The sequence below is a fragment of the Devosia sp. genome (genome assembly GCF_014860165.1).
Taxonomy (GTDB): Bacteria; Pseudomonadota; Alphaproteobacteria; order Rhizobiales; family Devosiaceae; genus Devosia.
In genome coordinates, this window is the sequence record NZ_JACZKG010000027.1 from 1 (window position 1) to 16178 (window position 16178).

A 16178-nucleotide genomic window follows, 5' to 3' on the forward strand; every position below is an offset into this window, starting at 1 on the left:
GCATGTCCCCGGCAACAACAATCCCACCGGGATCGATGTAAAGTCGCCTAAGGAGACAGTGCCGTTCCATCCCTACTACACGATCAAGGACGGCTTCGCGCTGGTCGCCTTCATCCTCGTGTTCGCGGCAATCGTGTTTTATGCGCCGAACATCCTCGGCCATCCCGACAACTACGTCCCGGCCAACCCGCTCCAGACCCCGCCGCATGTCATGCCGGAATGGTATTTCCTGCCGTTCTACGCGATCCTGCGCGCCATCGACTTCAACATCCTGTTCATCGACTCCAAGCTCGGTGGCGTGATCTTCTTCGGCGGCTCGATCCTGATCCTGTTCTTCCTGCCCTGGCTGGATACGTCCAAGGTTCGCTCGGGCAATTTCCGCCCCATGTTCAAGTGGTTCTACTGGCTCTTCGTGGTCAACTTCGTGGCGCTCACCTATCTGGGTGCGGCACCGGCCGAAGGCATCTACGTGGTTCTAGCCAAGATCTGCACCGCCTATTACTTCATCCACTTCCTCGTCATCCTGCCGCTCCTGGGCCGCATCGAGACGCCTCGGCCTTTGCCGACCAGCATCTCCGAGAGCGTCCTCGGCAAGTCGCACGCGTGATGGGAGGGGCAGGAACCATGTTCAACACCAAGACTATCCTCGCCTCGCTGGCTCTTTGTGCCGGCCTCGTGTTCGGTGCCCAGGCACAGGCCGCCGAAGCCGGCGTCACCATCCAGAAGCAGAGCTGGTCGTTTGCCGGTATCTTCGGCACCTATGACGAGCACCAGCTGCAGCGCGGCTTCCAGGTGTTCCGCGAAGTGTGTTCGAGCTGCCATGGCGCCCGCCTGATCGCCTTCCGCAACCTTGCGGAAGAAGGTGGCCCGGGCTTCTCGGAAGAGCAGGTCAAGGCCCTGGCGGCCGAGTATGAAGTGGCCGATCCGACTGCCGATGGCGGCGTGCGCGCCGGCGTCCCGGCCGACCGCTGGCCGTCGCCCTTTGCCACCGAACAGGATGCCCGCGACGCCAATGGCGGCGCGCTGCCGCCGGACTTCTCGGTGCTGGCCAAGGCGCGCGGCGTCACCGATGCCTTCCCGTTCTGGGTGTTCAACTACTTCACCGGCTACTCGGAAGGCGGCCCGGATTATATCCACGCGCTGCTCACCGGCTACCATGAGGAAGTTCCGGAATCGGCGCCGCACAATTCGGACGGCACGCCCTTCCAGTTGCCGGAAGGCAAGTATTACAACGACTACTTCCCCGGCCACGCCATCGGCATGGCGCCGCCGCTGTCGGACGAGCAGATCAGCTACGAAGTGGGTGAGGGCGAGACCGCCGTCCCGCTCACCGTAGACCAGTATGCCACCGACGTCGCCGCCTTCATGATGTGGATGGCCGAGCCGCACCTGGCCGGCCGCAAGCAGACCGGCTTTGTCGTGCTGCTGTTCCTCGTGATGTTTGCTGGCCTGATGTATGCCACCAAGCGCCGCATCTGGCAGGGCATCGAGCACTAGTCGTCGGTTTTGCCGTGATTGATTGAAAGGGCCCCTTGCGGGCCCTTTCGCTTTGCGGCGTTCACGGGCGTATCAACCCCTTGCCATTCGGCGCGCGGACCGCAATATTCCATCCTACCAAATCAGGTGACGAGGGAGCCGACATGTCCGCCATTCGCATTGCAGTGACTGTCATGGGCGCCGCCATCACCATGAGCCGGCATCCGGTGGTCCGTGCAGGCATCAATGCCGTTGCCACCAATCCCAAGGCGCGCGAGACAGCGATTAGCGTAACGCGCAGCGCCGCCTATAATGCCGGCGTGATTGCGCGGCATCTGGTCGGCCGCCGCCAGGGCTGACTGTTCGTCCTTCCACTCCCCTCCCAAGGCTTGCCATGTCGCTCGACCTCAAGGCTCTCGTGCGCACGATTCCGGACTATCCCCACAAGGGCATCCTGTTTCGCGATATCACCACGCTGATCGAGCATCCTGAAGGGTTCAAGGAGAGCATCGAGCGCATTGCCAGCCAGTATCGCGGCAAGGGGTTTACGCATGTGGCGGGCATCGAGGCGCGCGGCTTCATCTTCGGCGCAGGCGTCGCCATTGCGCTGGGCGTCGGCTTCATCCCGGTGCGCAAGAAGGGCAAGCTGCCCGGCGAAACCATCGGGCAGAATTACGCGCTGGAATATGGCGTCGACACGATCGAGATTCATGCCGGCGTGCTCGACAGCGATGACAAGGTATTGCTGGTGGACGATCTCATCGCCACTGGCGGCACCGCCATTGCCGCGGTTGGCCTGCTCCGGCGCACCGGTGCCACGGTGGACGACGCCGCTTTCGTCATCGACCTGCCCGACCTGGGCGGCGCCAGCAAGCTCAAGGCCGAGAATGTTGCCGTCACGGCGCTGATCGCGTTCGAGGGGCATTGAGGGGCCAAGCCTTGCCAATCTCCCCACGCCCACCGGTCGCACCCTCGGGCATGACCCGAGGGCACCGTACTTGCCGGGCGATCGTTTTGGTACAGAGCCCTGGGGTCAAGCCCGAGGGTGACGTGCGGTGGGCTTTGCGGCGTCGGACGAAAAGCCCTACCAGCTCGCCCGCCCGTCCACCTTTTCCACGGCAATGGCCGACCAATCCAGCTCATCGATCAGCCGCAGGTTGACCGCATAAGTGCGCTCGGTCGGCATGCTGCCTTGCGTGTAGCCTGGCTTGGGCGTGCCGTCATTGTTGTAGACAGAGGCCCAATCGGGTGAATCGCCCCAGGTCTGCATGCCGCATTGGCCACAGAAATGGTGCTGGTTCATGCCGTCGCTGGCCGAATAGGTCTTCTCGTCCTGCTGCGACAGGAAGTGCATTTCGCCGGGGCCGTAATAGCCCCAGACAGCGCCAGTGCGGCTGCAATAGCTGCAGTTACACTCCTTGGCATGAGCTGGCGGCTGCGGCAGCTCTATCCTGGTGGCGCCGCAATGGCAGGAGGCGATGAGGGGCATGACGGAACTCCGGTCTTGTCTGCGCTAAGCATGCGCAGGGCCGCTGACAGGCCCTGTCAGCATCGGCACACCGCCCTGTACGGAGTTTCAGGCGGCCATGGCTTCGCGGATATCGACCAGGCAGAACTGGTTGCCCTCGGGGTCGCGCATGACGGTATAGGTGGGCAGCACCCGCACCGTCTCGGCACCCTGTTCGCGCAGGTGCTCCACCGTACCGGAGCGATCGGTCACCTCGATATCGAAATGCACCCGGTTGTTGTCGTAGCGGCGGCCCTCGACATTCTGGAAGCAGATCGAGGGGCCGGGGCCGTCGACCATGACGGTGGGGTCGGTTTCCGGGGTGAAGCCGAGCGCTGCCAGGCGGGCGATCTCGGCCTCGTCATAGGCACGGATGGCATAGCCATCGAGCAGGGCTACCCAGAAGGCAGCGAGCCGGGAGGGTTTGTCGCAGTCGAATACGATCTCGTGGATCTTGCCCATGGGTCGTCTCCTTGATGTCACAATCGGACGGTTAACGGCCAATTGCGGCAAGACTGGGCACTCCGTGCGCCCAGTCTGCAGGCAGTCGGGCTCTACTCTGCCGCTCGGGGATGCAGTTGTGGCGCCGTGGGCGTTTCGGGCTGGCCCGAAAGCGTTTTCTGACTCAACAGCACAGTGAGTAGCGCCAGAGTCCCCGCGACCACCGAGACCCAGAAGCCATCGCTAGCGCCGAAGGTGTCGACAACCCAGCCCGAGGCGAAGGCGCCCAGGGCGACGCCGATGCCGATACCCGTCATCACCCAGGTCACGCCTTCGGTCAGCATGGCGGCCGGGACGCGCCGTTCGATCAGGCCGAAAGTGGTGATGAAGGTGGGCGAGATGGCGATGCCGCTCACGAATACTGCCAGGGCCAGCAGCGGCACCGAATTGACCATCAGCAAGGGAATTGTCGTGATCGCGATCACCGCCACGGCGATGGCAAGCTGCTTTTGCAACGCCAGCCTGAGGTTGAGGGCGCCGATGATCAGGCCCAGCACGAAGGAGCCGATGGCGTAGACGCCGACGACGAAACTCGCCGCCTCCGGATGACCCAGCTGCTCGGTAATGGCAACGGCACTGACCTCGGCGGTGGCGAAGATCGAGCCGATGAAGATCATGGCCAGGGTGAGCACCTGCACCGGCCGCAGCCAGAAGGCGGACCCCGTCGACCGCTCACCGATCGGGCGGATGGCGGGTTCGGTCGAACGCTGCGCGATAAAGGCCGTGGAGCCCATCGCCAACAGCACGGTGCTGATGGCGAGTCCGGCTTCGGGGAATAGCGAAACGCTGAGCCCAACCGACAGGGACGCCCCGGCAATATAGACCAGTTCGTCCATGGCTGATTCAAAGGCGAAGGCGGTGTTGAGCTCGGGGCGGCCGCTGAACAGTTCGCTCCAGCGGGCCCGCAGCATGGCGGGAATGCTCGGCATGGCAGCAGCCAGGAGGGCGGAGGCGAAGAGGGTCCAGGTCGGCCAGTGCTGGTTGGCGGCCAGGATCAGTGCGCCAAAAGCCAGCACGGAGACCAGGGTGGTTGGGGTAAGCACGCGGGCCTGACCAAGGCGATCGACCAGGCGGGAAATCTGCGGGGCGACAAGGGCGCTGGTGAGGGCGAAGGTCGCCGATACGGCGCCTGCCAGCCAGTATTCACCGTGCGTCTGTGAGAGCATGGCGACGATGCCGATCGGGGCCATGGCAATGGGCATGCGGGCGAAAAAACCTGCGGCTGCAAAGCCTTTGGCGCCGCGGGCGCGGAAAATGGCGCCGTAGGGATTGGACAATTGGAAGACTCCTCGACATTTAATGAGGCGCCACCTAAATGATAAGCATACGTGGCGTATGTGAATGAGATAGAGACATACGCGCCGTATGTCAATTAGCATACGATGCGTATGTGAAATGGATAGATATGGCACGCAAACCCCGCACTGAAATGATCGCCGAAACCCGCGCCAAGCTGATTGCCGCCGGCCGCAAGGCTTTCGCCTCGGTTGGCTATGCAGAGGCATCGATGGATGATTTCACGGCCGAGGCCGGGCTCACGCGCGGCGCGCTCTATCACCATTTTGGCGACAAGAAGGGGCTGCTCGAGGCGGTGATCGTCCAAATCGATGCGGAGATGGCCGAGCGTCTGCGCGAGCGCGCCGCCAAGGCACCCAATGCCTGGGAAGGCTTCGTCGAAGAGGGTATCGGCTATATCGAGATGGCGCTTGAGCCCGAGGTCCGGCGCATCATGCTGCGGGATGGGCCGGCTGTGCTGGGTGATCCGGCGGCCTGGCCCACGGCCAATGACTGCATCACCACCCTGCAGGAAAGTCTCAGGCGACTCGCCGCCGACGGCGTGGTCTCGACCACCATCGATTTCGAGGCAGTGGCGCGGCTGTTGAGCGGGGCATCGACCTATGCCGCGCAATGGGTCGCCAATGCCGCCGATCCAGAGTCCGCCTCCATGCGCGCCAGTTCCGCCTATCGGCAACTGGTCGATGGACTGCTCTGCGAACCCAGGACTGGCGGCTGAGGCGATACAGATCGGGCCCGGCGCCGGTAGCGCCGGGCCCTGGCGTCAGTGTCGCTTGCCGAGCAGCGCCTCGAGCGTCGGGAGCGGCAACGCCTGCTCCTTGGGCTGGACGACCTTCCTGGCTTCCACCTTGCGCATCGGGAGCGGTGCGCCGTGGCGGGGGACATTATGCTGGCGGGCGACTGTCTGTTGTCGCTGGAACTGGTTCTTTGGCATGAGCAAAACCTTTCTCTGCCCCGTCCTGGCGCTCTCGGCGCAGCGGCGGGGTGTGATCATGTGGGGCGCAGCACAAGGCCGCGCGATGAAGCGGGGTTTTGATCGGACGTCAGGGATGGTGCTGAGGGGACAGGTCGGCGGGCCGCCGGGGGCGGGCGCAATTTTGACCTGATCTTGCTCGGAACGGCATCCACAACCGACCGGTCACGCGCAGGCGCGGAACGGCGATTTGTCGGGCGTCCGGGGCAAGTTCTCAGATCATTTCTGGCGCAGACCTCGTCTTGGAGAGGCGCGAAACATAAAAAAACAGCGGGCACCCGTCAACCGGGTGCCCGCCATAGGCCGGTCAGGGCTCCAACTGACCCGATTTCGGCACCGTCTCGGCCCCGATATCGGGCTCGTCGCGGGTCTTCCACAGCGAGAAGAGCACACCGCCGCCCAGGATGGCCAGCGTCACCAGGAGGCTGAGCAGCGTGTCGATCTTGATGCCCATGGGCACAAGGAAGATCTTGAAGCCGACCAGCACCAGGATGATGGCCAGCGAGGTCTGGAGGTAGCGGAAGCGGTTCATCGCGGCTGCCAGGGCGAAATACAGCGCCCGCAGGCCCAGGATGGCGAAGATGTTGGAGGTGTAGACGATGAATGTGTCCTGCGTCACCGCGAACACTGCCGGCACCGAATCCACGGCAAAGATCAGGTCGACCGTTTCCACCATGATCAGCGCCACGGCCAGCGGCGTCAGCCAGGTGACCAGCTTGCCGGTCTTGGGGTCGGGCGCCTTTACCGTGAAGTTGCGGCCATGCAACTGCTTGGTCACACGGAACCGTCTGGTCAGGAAGCTATAGACCGGGTTGTGCTCGATATCGGGCACATCGTCCTGGTGGCGGAACATGCGGATACCGGTAAACACCAGGAAGGCGCCGAAGCCGAACAGGATCCAGCTGAACTGATAGACCAGGGCGGCGCCCAGCCCGATCAGGATGGCGCGGAAGGCGATGACGCCAAGAATGCCCCAGAACAGCACGCGATGCTGGTAGAGCCGGGGAATTTTCAGGAAGCCGAAGATGGTGGCGATGACGAACATGTTGTCCATCGCCAGGCTCTGTTCGATCAGATAGCCGGTATAGAATTCGAGCCCGGCCTCGGAGCCGCGCTGCCACCAGACCCAGGCGCCGAAGGCGAGCGCTATAGCGACGTAGAAGCCATAGAGCGTGAGGCTCTCCTTGGCGCCGATCTCGTGTTCATCCTTGTGCAGGATGCCGAGGTCGAAGACCAGGAGACCAATGACGATCGCGACGAACGCGACCCAGAAATAGACGGGAGTACCCAGAAATTCGCCCATGAGGGCGCCAAGCAGCGATTCCATCGCCGGACCTTTCTCCATGAAGTTTGGAGCAGCTCCGACATCACGAGGACATAAGTCATCCTCGCCAGAGGGGCCCGGCGCTGCACAACCAAAATGCAGCATTGGCAAAAAAGTTCAAGCGGGGAGTGGCGGAATGTCGCTTGCGGTGCTCTCGGTTTGGGAGCCCCTGTATTTCCCGCCTACCTGGGCGTGCACAGCATGACGATGGCTTCGGCCGTCTCCAGCTGGATCGCGGTGCCATAGGTGGGATCGGGGATAATCCGCCCGGCCTGGATTGCCTTCGACGTCCGCAGGTTGCCGTCGTTGAAGCTGACCCCGTCCTCGTAGCCGGTAATGGTGCCGGTGCCCGAGCTCGGATCGCCCCTGGTGGTCGAGGCGAAGCCATAGACGTTGCCATAGATGGTGAGGATGCCAGCCTTGCTGGTGGTCGCGTCGCGGCAGGCCCAGTTGCCCGTGAAATTCTGGGCAAGGGCTGGCGCGGCGGACAAGACGGTGATGGCAGCTATGAGGGCGATTCGGCGCATGTTGCAGAGAGTGCAGGTGCGCCCGGCCGCTTTCAAGAGCCGCGCTTGAGCAAGGGTCCGATGACGGGCAGTTTGGTGAGCGCGAGCAACAGTCGAAGCCGCAATGGCATGGAATAGTCGCGGAGCTTGGAGAAGCCCACCAGGTCGGCGCGATAGACCAGTTCGCCGCGCTGGTTGACCGCCGTCAGCTTGTTGAACAGCAGGCCCCAGCCGGGAATGGAGTTCGACGCCCGCTTGCCGGTGACCACCAGTTCGTAGCTCACGGTGTCGCCGGGGCGCACCGGCACCTTGAAATCCATCGAATTGACGCCGGGGGAGGGGCCGGACAGGCCTGGTTCCTTGCCCAGGCCGCGCAGGCGCTCCTCTTCGGCGAACAGCGCATCGACCATCTTGCGGTGGCCGACGCTCACCGTGTGCCAGCCACTCGCCACCAGCCCGCCGAAATGGCTGTGTTTGGCCGCCTCGGCGTCGAGGTGGAAATATTGCGGGTCGTAGAGCGTGGCGAAACGGATGATTTCCTCTTCGCCGAAGGTGTGGCTGCCAAGCGGAAACACCTCGTCGATGACGATGTCCTCGAACCAGCGGGTCATGCTGCCACTCCCGGCTCGCGCGCCTCGACCAGATTGGCCAGCCGCATGGTCAGCACCGGCTGATCCTTCTGGTTCCTGATGTCGAAATCGAGGGTCACGATGCCCCATTGCGGGTGGCTGCCGGAGCGGCGCAGCTCGGCGATGGTCACCGTGCCGCCGATGGTGTCGCCGACCATGACGGGGTTCTTCCACTTCAGATCGGTAAAGCCCAGCCCGCCGGCCGAGGCGACTTTGCCGAGGAAGCTGTCCACCAGCATGCGCAGGCTCAGCGCGCCAGTCTGCCAGCCGCTCGATGCCAGCCCGCCCAACAGGCTCGCCTTGGCGGCGGCTTCGTCGAGATGAAAGGGGAAGGGGTCGAATTCGCGGGCAAAGGTGATGATCATCTCCTTGCTCACTTTGGTATGCCCCAGGTCGATGACCTCGCCAATGCGAAGGTCCTCGAAATGCCGCCGATCTTTCGTGACAGGATTGGTCATTTGCTTGCCCTATACGTCAACGTGGGTTTTGCCCGTTTTGGGGCGGGTTGGCAACCCGGTTTTGCGTCGGCAGCGCGCCGCGTTTGTGAGTTGAACCTTTGCCGCAGAAGGCCGAATATATGGTGTGCCGTCCTGATCGCTGCATTGGCGGAGGCGTATAATGGCTCGTCCACAAGACCTGACCACCGGTGACCGTCGCTGGCTTGCATGGACGGGGATGGAAACGGATCTGATCTTCAACCAGAAGTGGGATCTGCCCGGATTCGCGGCGTTCCCGCTTGCGTTGTCCGAACCTGGCCGTAGCCGCATCAGCGATTATTATGACGCTCAGATGACCCTGGGCCGCGAGAGCGGGGTCGGGGTCATACTGGACAGCGCAACCTGGATGGCCAATGCTGATCGTGCCCGGCCGCTGGGTTTCGAAGGTGAAGCTCTCGCGCGCGCCAATGCCGAGGCAGTGGCCCTGGCTCGATCTGCAAGCGAGCGTGCCGGCGGTGTGCCGGTGCTGGTGAGCGGACAGGTCGGACCGCGCGGCGATGCCTACCAGCCCGGCGCCACCGGTGCTGCGGAGGCCGAGGCATATCACGGCGAGCAGATCAGGGCGTTGGTTGCCGCCGGGGTGGACATGATCTCTGCCTATACCCTGGGGTCCGCCGAGGAGGCGATCGGCATTGCCCGCGCCGCCGCAACAGCCGGCGTACCGGCAATGATTTCGTTCACCGTGGAGACGGACGGCCGCTTGGCCGATGGTTCGTCCCTTGGCGACGCGGTAGAGGCCGTGGAGGCCCACACGGGGCAGGTGGTCCTGGGCTATTGCATCAACTGTGCGCATCCTGATCACTTCAGGCCGGCCCTGGACAAAGGGGCATGGATGAGCAGGTTGATTGGCCTCATCCCAAATGCTTCCCGGCGTAGCCATGCCGAACTCGACGAAGCCACGGAACTGGATGACGGCAATCCGGCGGAACTTGCAGCCGACCTGGGCGCGTTGCATGCCGAGTTGCCTGGGCTCAAGGTGTTTGGCGGGTGTTGCGGGACAGACATGCGCCACCTCAAGGCGACTTCCGCCAGCGTAGCGTGACGCGCTAGGTCCCCGCCGCCAGCCGCCCGCGTTCGCGAAACTCCAGCGGCGCCACGCCGCGTTTCCGTCGAAAGGCCTTGGCCAGATAGTTGGCATCGGCAAAGCCGGTGGCCCTCGCGATCGCCACCACGCTCATGTCCGTCGCCAGCAGCAGGCGCTCGATGCGCTCGATCCGCCGCTCCAGCACGAAGTCCGAGGGTGGGGTGCCGGTTGCGGCGCCGAACTGGCGCACGAAGTGGCCACGGCTCATCTCGGCAATGGCGGCGAGCCGTTCGACCTGCAGAGGCCCGGCCAGGTTGGCCTCTACATGGGCGATGACGCGAGTGATGGCAGCGGGCAGGGGGCGTTCGGGCACGGTCGCGGCGCTGAAGACGCCATCATGCAGTGCCGCCATGGCGGCATAGGCGGCGCTCGAGGCTTCGCCGGGCGTGATGTCTGGCCTGGATATCAGCATGTGGCAGGCATGGGCCAGGCGGTCGATGACCTGCGCCGGCAGGCTCACCACCGGCCCGGCCGCGTCGATGATCTCGCGGGCCAGCCGCAGAGCCTCACGGCCATTGAGCACCATCCAGAAATATTCCCAGCGCCCGCCCCGCTCCAGCCAGTAGCGATGCGCATGGGGCAGGCTCAGCACCATGGTCTGGCCGGGCGTCAGGCGATATTGCGTGCCGACAAAATCGAGCCGCCCCTCGCCGACCAGGGTGTGCTGGACGATCAGGAACGGGGCGGTGCCGCGCTGCAACCCGTCCCAGGAATAGACTTCGTTGAGACGCTGTTCATAGCCGGCGCTGATGGCCATGCAATGCAGCGGCACCGCGCTGCGCGGCAGGGTCAGCGCGCGGAGGTTATGGCCGGACTCGATCAGCTGGTTGAGCACAAAATTACCCGCAATGGCACAAGCTTTCTCTAACACGCTCCGACGTGAACAGGCTAGGCAATATGCAGGGCACGCCGGCAGCAAAAGCCAGGCAAAGTGCAAGCATTCTTGCAGCATTGCTGCTCGGGAGAACAACGATGTCATTTAAAGTCACGGTCATCGGCGCCGGGTCGATCGGCTTCACCAAGACGCTGATCTCGGACCTGCTCAAGGTGCCGGAATTCGTCGGCTGCGAGTTCGCACTAACCGATATCAATCCGCATAACCTGGACATGGTCAAGCAGGTCATCGACACCATCGTCTCGAGCAACAAGCTGCCCGCCAAGGTCACCGCCACCACCGACCGCCGTGCCGCCATAACCGGCGCGCGCTACATCATGAGTTGCGTTCGCGTCGGTGGGCTCGAGGCCTTCGCGACCGATATCTCCATCCCGCTCAAATATGGCGTCGACCAGTGCGTGGGTGACACGATCTGTGCCGGCGGCATTCTCTATGGCCAGCGCAACATCCCGGTCATTCTCGATTTCTGCAAGGATATCAGGGAAGTCGCCGAGCCCGGCGCGTTGTTCCTCAACTATGCCAACCCCATGGCCATGAATACCTGGGCCGCCGAAATGTATGGCGGGGTCAACGTTGTCGGCCTCTGCCACGGCGTGCAGCACGGTGCCCACCAGATTGCCGAAGTGCTCGGCGTGACCGATGACGAGCTTGACTATGTCTGCTCGGGCATCAACCACCAGACCTGGTATATCGACATCCGCGCCAAGGGCCGAAAGATCGAAAAGGAAGAGCTGATCGCCGGCTTCGAGGCCCATCCGGTCTATTCCAGGACCGAGAAGGTCCGCATCGACGTGCTCAAGCGCTTCGGCGTCTATTCCACCGAGAGCAACGGCCATCTCAGCGAATACCTGCCCTGGTATCGCAAGCGTCCGGACGAGATCAATCGCTGGATCGACATGAGCCACTGGATCCATGGCGAAACCGGCGGCTACCTGCGCTACTCGACCGAGCGCCGCAACTGGTTCGAAACCGACTTCCCCGTCTTCAAGGAAGAGGCCACCAAGCCGCTCAGCGACTACAAGCGCACCAGCGAGCACGCCAGCTACATCATCGAGGCCATGGAAACCGGACGCGTCTATCGCGGTCACTTCAACCGCCGCAACAACGGCATCATCACCAACCTGCCCGATGACGCCATCATCGAAAGCCCCGGCTATGTCGATCGCTTCGGCATCAACATGATCGAGGGCGTCACCCTGCCGACGGCTTGCGCCGCCACCTGCTCGGTGTCGGTCTCGGTGCAGCGCCTGTCGGTCGAAGCGGCGATGACTGGCGATATCGATACGCTCAAGCTGGCCGTGCTGCATGATCCGCTGGTCGGCGCCATCTGCACGCCCGACGAGGTCTGGGCGATGGTTGACGAAATGGTCGTGGCCCAGGCCCAGTGGCTGCCGCAATATGCCCATGCCGTGCCTGATGCCAAGGAACGCATGGCCAAGTCGACGGTCAAAACGTCAGATTGGCAGGGCGCGGCCCGCAAGCAGGTGCGTTCGGTCGAAGAACTGCGCGAAGTGGTGGGTGGCCACAACTAAGCCGCGCCAGCGGTCTTCACTAAGCCACTGCAGAAGCGAGGAGATTTGGGGCAGGCAGTGATGCGCCTGCCCCTTTTTCTTGCTACCAACCAGGCATGGACAACCTTCTGCCCTTCATCCTGGCCGTGCTCGCTTTGCTGGCGACGCCCGGCCCGACCAATACGCTGATGGCGGCTGCCGGGGCGCAGCGCGGCGTCGGGCGTTCGTTGCCGCTGCTGGCGGGTGAACTGGGCGGCTATGCCATCGCCATCACGGTCTGGATCGAACTGGTGGGCGCGGCGGCCGCGGCCCAGCCACTGGTGCCCGTCTTCGCCAAGCTCGTGGCTGTCGCGTTCCTCGTCTGGTCGGCCTGGAAGCTCTGGGCCAATGCCGGCCATGCCGATCTCAACCAGCGTGGCATCACGCTGGGACGGGTGTTCATCACCACGCTGGTCAATCCCAAGGCGCTGGTCTTTGCCTTCGCCATCTTCCCCCATGTCGGCTTCATGGCCCGGTTGCCCTATGCCGGCATGTTCGCACTTCTGGTCATCGCCACGGCCATCGGCTGGGTGACCCTGGGCACGGCGGCGGCCAGGTCGTCGGCCGGGTCACTGACCTCGTCGCGCATCGAGCGCATCACGGCGGTGGCGCTGGCGGTGTTTGCGATGCTGCTGGCCGTGCAGACAGTGCAGGGAATGCTGGCAGGCTGAACTGCGCCAGTCCTGTCTACCGCGTCATCCCCGCGAAGGCGGGGATCCATTCTCACGTGGCATTTCTCAAGAGTGGATTCCCGCCTACGCGGGAATGACATTGTTGATTTGGATAGCTCCACACAGCGCGGCGCCACCCCCCACAAACCCAAACGGCCCCGACGCTTGCGCATCGGGACCGTCCTTGGAAGCAGGGGAGGACTGTTGCGCCGCGGATTACGCCACGCGCTGCTTCCGGGAGCCACGGGCCCATTCGGGCAGCATGCTGCCATGGGCCTCTGTCAGGTCGTCGACGAGGTTCCAGATCTGCTCCAGATCCAGCTCGGCGGCGGTATGCGGATCCATCATGGCGGCATGATAGATGTGTTCGCGGTTTTCCGTCATCAGGGCCGCGACCGTCAGTTCCTGCACATTGATATTGGTGCGGATCAGCGCAGTCAGCTGCGGCGGCAGGTCGCCGATAAAGGTCGGCTGCAGCCCGTTGTCATCGACAAGGCAGGGCACTTCCACGGCAGCGTTGTTGGGCAGGTTGGTGATCACGCCATTGTTGCGCAGGTTGCCATAGATCACCGAAGGCTCGCCCGTCCACACCGAGTTGACGATGGAGCTGGCATATTCCTTGGACTGCTTGACCTCGATGCGGTCGGCCTTGCGATAGTCGTCGGAGGTCTGCTTCCACTTGGCGATCTGCTCGACGCAGCGCTTGGGATATTCGTCCAGCGGAATGCCGAATTTCTCGATGATGTCCTCGCGCCCTTCCTTGATGAAGTAGGGGGTATATTCGGCGAAGTGTTCCGAGCTTTCGGTGACGAAATAGCCCAGGCGCGTCATCATCTCGTAGCGCACCTTGTTTGGGCAGCGTGGATTCCAGCCTGGCTTGGGCGCGCGGCCTTCGGCATAGGCGCGATGCAGGGCCGGGTAGAGATCCTTGTAGGAGCCGTCCGGCTGGCGGTGCTCGAACTTGAGGTAGAAGGCCATGTGGTTGATGCCGGCCGAGCGGTAGCGGATGTCCTCGTAGGGAATGTCGAGGTCATGCGCCAGTTCCATGGCCGTGCCCTGCACGGAGTGGCACAGGCCAACCTGCTTGATGGTGGGATATTTCTCGGAAATGGCCCAGGTGTTGATGGCCATCGGGTTGACGTATTGCAGCATGATGGCGTCGGGCGCCACCTGCAGCATGTCCTCGCAGATGCTCCACAGGTGCGGCACGGTGCGCAGGCCGCGCATGATGCCGCCGACGCCCAGGGTGTCTGCAATGGTCTGGCGCAGGTTGTACTTCTTGGGCACGTCGAAATCGATGACGGTGGACGGCTCGTAGCCGCCGATCTGGAAGCAGACGACGACGAAGTTGGTGCCATCGAGCGCCTGGCGCTGGTTGGCATAGGTTTCGACCGTTGCCGGAACACCCAGCGTGGCGATCAGCTTTTTGGCGATGACCTCGCTCTCTTCCAGCCGCGTGGGATTGATGTCCATCAGGCGGATGGTGGCGCCCGCCAATGCGGGGCGCTGCAGAATGTCGCCGACGATATTCTTCATGAACACCGCCGAGCCGGCGCCGATAAAGGTGATTTTTGGATTTGCCATAAATGAATGCTCCTAGGCGGCTATCTCGAACGCTGCCCGAACCAGGCGGCGCGTATATTCGGTTTGAGGGTTGGTGAGGACTTCGGCGACAGGCCCCTGTTCGACGATCTTGCCGTATTGCATCACCATCACGCGGTGGCAGAGGGCACGAACGACTTTGAGGTCGTGGCTGATGAAGAGGTAGGAGAGGCCCTTTTCGTCCTGAAGCTTGCGCAGCAGGTCGATGATCTGGGCCTGGACGGAGAGGTCGAGCGCCGAGGTCGGCTCGTCGAGCAGGATGAATTCCGGCTCGAGCGCGATGGCCCGGGCGATGGCGATACGCTGCCGCTGGCCGCCCGAGAATTCGTGCGGAAAGCGCGCAAGGATATTGTCGGGCATGCCGGCATCCTTGAGCGCCTGCTGCACGCGGTCATTGCGCTCGCGGCCATTGGCGCCGATGCCGTTGACGATCAGGCCTTCCTCGATGATCTGGCGGATCGACATGCGCGGATTGAGCGAGGCAAACGGGTCCTGGAAGACGATCTGCATGCGACTGCGCAGCGGACGCATGGCCTTGCGGTCCTTGTCATGGATCGGTTCGCCATCGAACCAGATCTGGCCGCCCTGATTGCCGATCAGGCGGATCAGGGCCTGTCCGAAAGTGGTCTTGCCGGAGCCGGACTCACCGACAATGCCCAGCGTTTCGTGACGCATCAGCTTGATATCGAGATTGTCGACGGCCTTGAGCTCGAAGAAATCGGGCTTGAAGAAACCGCCGCGCTTGAGGGTGAAGCTGACCTTCACGTCCTTGCCTTCCAGCACCGTCTCATGCGCCCCCTCTTCGAGCGGCAGGGCGACGCCCTTGGGTTCGGAGGCCAGCAGATGCTTGGTGTAGGCATGTTGCGGATTGGCGAACAAAGCCTCGGTGGCGTTGTGCTCCTGCACCCTGCCGTTCTGCATCACATAGACATACTCGCTGAACTGGCGGACCACCGTCAGGTCATGGGTGATCAGGATCACCGCCATGCCATACTTGTCCTTGAGGTCCTTGATCAGGTTGAGAATCTGGGCCTGCACGGTGACGTCGAGCGCCGTGGTTGGCTCGTCGGCGATCAGCACGTCGGGCCGGTTAGCCAGGGCCATGGCGATCATCACGCGCTGGCGCTGCCCGCCCGAAAGCTGGTGCGGATAGTTGTTCAAACGTGCCCGGGGCTCGGGGATCTGCACTTCCTCAAGCAGCGCCTCGGCCTTGCTCATGGCCTCGGCACGGCTCATCCGGTTGTGCAGGTGCAGCACCTCGCAGATCTGCTGGCCGATCGTATAGACCGGGTTCAGCGAGCTCATCGGCTCCTGGAAGATCATGGCGATGTCGTTGCCGCGCAGCTTGCGCATGTCCTTGTCCGACATGGTCACAATGTTCTGGCCCGACAGAGTGATCTGCGTCTCGGGCAGGATGGTCGCCCGCTTGGTCAGCAATTTCATCAGCGTTCGGGCCGTCACGGATTTACCCGACCCGGATTCGCCCACCAGGGCGATGGTCTCGCCCTTGTGGAGCTGGAAGGAAACATCGCGCACGGCGTTGACGGTGCCGCCCTCGACCTTGAAATTGACCCCGATCTTGCGGGCATCAAGGATCAGTTCGCGGCCGTGGCTGCCCAGATCGTGGCGGGTGTCGGAGACAGGCGTATGCGGTGTGTTGCTCATGG

The 16178-nt window shown here is 63.2% G+C and carries 18 protein-coding genes and 1 pseudogene; 8 read left to right on the forward strand and 11 right to left on the reverse strand.

Annotated features, from left to right (window positions below):
• The 4 genes and pseudogenes from IH615_RS05910 to IH615_RS05925 form a co-directional block, all read left to right on the forward strand.
• Window positions 1-607, forward strand: a pseudogene (locus IH615_RS05910) (cytochrome b); the annotation flags it as partial.
• A gap of 17 nt (window positions 608-624) precedes the next feature.
• Window positions 625-1497, forward strand: a complete 873-nt coding sequence (locus IH615_RS05915; protein WP_291360615.1) for a cytochrome c1 — start codon at window positions 625-627, stop codon at window positions 1495-1497.
• A gap of 143 nt (window positions 1498-1640) precedes the next feature.
• Window positions 1641-1835 carry a hypothetical protein gene (locus IH615_RS05920; protein ID WP_291360616.1) on the forward strand — a complete coding sequence of 65 codons (195 nt, stop codon included), beginning with the start codon at window positions 1641-1643 and terminating at the stop codon, window positions 1833-1835.
• Window positions 1836-1870: 35 nt separating this feature from the next.
• On the forward strand, window positions 1871-2404 hold the full coding sequence (locus tag IH615_RS05925) for an adenine phosphoribosyltransferase (protein ID WP_291360617.1): 534 nt from the start codon (window positions 1871-1873) through the stop codon (window positions 2402-2404).
• Between the two features lie 156 nt (window positions 2405-2560).
• Here IH615_RS05925 and IH615_RS05930 read toward each other — a convergent pair whose 3' ends face one another.
• The 3 genes from IH615_RS05930 to IH615_RS05940 all read right to left on the reverse strand — a co-directional run bounded on the left by IH615_RS05930 (window position 2561) and on the right by IH615_RS05940 (window position 4761).
• Window positions 2561-2965 (reverse strand): GFA family protein, encoded by a 405-nt coding sequence (locus IH615_RS05930; RefSeq protein ID WP_291360619.1) that lies wholly within the window; start codon window positions 2963-2965, stop codon window positions 2561-2563.
• Window positions 2966-3052: 87 nt separating this feature from the next.
• On the reverse strand, window positions 3053-3445 hold the full coding sequence (locus IH615_RS05935; protein ID WP_291360620.1) for a VOC family protein: 393 nt from the start codon (window positions 3443-3445) through the stop codon (window positions 3053-3055).
• A gap of 92 nt (window positions 3446-3537) precedes the next feature.
• Complete coding sequence (locus IH615_RS05940; RefSeq protein WP_291360621.1) at window positions 3538-4761, reverse strand: MFS transporter; 1224 nt, start codon at window positions 4759-4761, stop codon at window positions 3538-3540.
• 128 nt (window positions 4762-4889) lie between these two features.
• On the opposite strand from IH615_RS05940, the gene IH615_RS05945 reads away from it, so the two are divergent.
• Window positions 4890-5498, forward strand: a complete 609-nt coding sequence (locus IH615_RS05945; RefSeq protein ID WP_291360622.1) for a TetR/AcrR family transcriptional regulator — start codon at window positions 4890-4892, stop codon at window positions 5496-5498.
• A 45-nt stretch (window positions 5499-5543) separates the two neighbouring features.
• On the opposite strand, the gene IH615_RS05950 is transcribed toward IH615_RS05945, so the two are convergent.
• The 5 genes from IH615_RS05950 to IH615_RS05970 all read right to left on the reverse strand — a co-directional run bounded on the left by IH615_RS05950 (window position 5544) and on the right by IH615_RS05970 (window position 8670).
• On the reverse strand, window positions 5544-5714 hold the full coding sequence (locus tag IH615_RS05950; RefSeq protein ID WP_291360624.1) for a hypothetical protein: 171 nt from the start codon (window positions 5712-5714) through the stop codon (window positions 5544-5546).
• 346 nt (window positions 5715-6060) lie between these two features.
• Window positions 6061-7080 (reverse strand): TerC family protein, encoded by a 1020-nt coding sequence (locus IH615_RS05955; RefSeq protein WP_291360625.1) that lies wholly within the window; start codon window positions 7078-7080, stop codon window positions 6061-6063.
• 179 nt (window positions 7081-7259) lie between these two features.
• Window positions 7260-7604, reverse strand: coding sequence for a hypothetical protein (locus IH615_RS05960; protein ID WP_291360626.1), 345 nt, complete (start codon window positions 7602-7604; stop codon window positions 7260-7262).
• A gap of 32 nt (window positions 7605-7636) precedes the next feature.
• A complete protein-coding gene (locus tag IH615_RS05965; RefSeq protein ID WP_291360627.1) occupies window positions 7637-8194 on the reverse strand; it encodes a MaoC family dehydratase in 558 nt (185 codons plus the stop codon).
• Window positions 8191-8670: a MaoC family dehydratase gene (locus IH615_RS05970; RefSeq protein ID WP_291360628.1), complete on the reverse strand. Its 480-nt coding sequence runs from the start codon at window positions 8668-8670 to the stop codon at window positions 8191-8193. Before IH615_RS05970 ends, IH615_RS05965 begins: the two co-directional genes overlap by 4 nt.
• A 160-nt stretch (window positions 8671-8830) precedes the next feature.
• On the opposite strand from IH615_RS05970, the gene IH615_RS05975 reads away from it, so the two are divergent.
• Window positions 8831-9751, forward strand: a complete 921-nt coding sequence (locus tag IH615_RS05975) for a homocysteine S-methyltransferase family protein (RefSeq protein WP_291360629.1) — start codon at window positions 8831-8833, stop codon at window positions 9749-9751.
• Window positions 9752-9755: 4 nt separating this feature from the next.
• On the opposite strand, the gene IH615_RS05980 is transcribed toward IH615_RS05975, so the two are convergent.
• Window positions 9756-10628 (reverse strand): helix-turn-helix domain-containing protein, encoded by an 873-nt coding sequence (locus tag IH615_RS05980; RefSeq protein WP_291360632.1) that lies wholly within the window; start codon window positions 10626-10628, stop codon window positions 9756-9758.
• A gap of 137 nt (window positions 10629-10765) precedes the next feature.
• Between IH615_RS05980 and IH615_RS05985 the strand changes: the two genes are divergently transcribed.
• Together IH615_RS05985 and IH615_RS05990 are read left to right on the forward strand one after the other, a co-directional pair.
• A complete protein-coding gene (locus tag IH615_RS05985) occupies window positions 10766-12220 on the forward strand; it encodes an alpha-glucosidase/alpha-galactosidase (RefSeq protein ID WP_291360633.1) in 1455 nt (484 codons plus the stop codon).
• 95 nt (window positions 12221-12315) lie between these two features.
• Complete coding sequence (locus IH615_RS05990) at window positions 12316-12909, forward strand: LysE family transporter (RefSeq protein WP_291360635.1); 594 nt, start codon at window positions 12316-12318, stop codon at window positions 12907-12909.
• A 216-nt stretch (window positions 12910-13125) separates the two neighbouring features.
• Here the strand turns inward: IH615_RS05990 and IH615_RS05995 are convergent, their stop codons facing one another.
• On the reverse strand, window positions 13126-14493 hold the full coding sequence (locus IH615_RS05995; RefSeq protein ID WP_291360636.1) for an alpha-glucosidase/alpha-galactosidase: 1368 nt from the start codon (window positions 14491-14493) through the stop codon (window positions 13126-13128).
• A 12-nt stretch (window positions 14494-14505) separates the two neighbouring features.
• Window positions 14506-16176, reverse strand: coding sequence for an ABC transporter ATP-binding protein (locus IH615_RS06000; protein WP_291360638.1), 1671 nt, complete (start codon window positions 16174-16176; stop codon window positions 14506-14508).
• Between the last annotated feature and the right edge of the window lie 2 nt (window positions 16177-16178).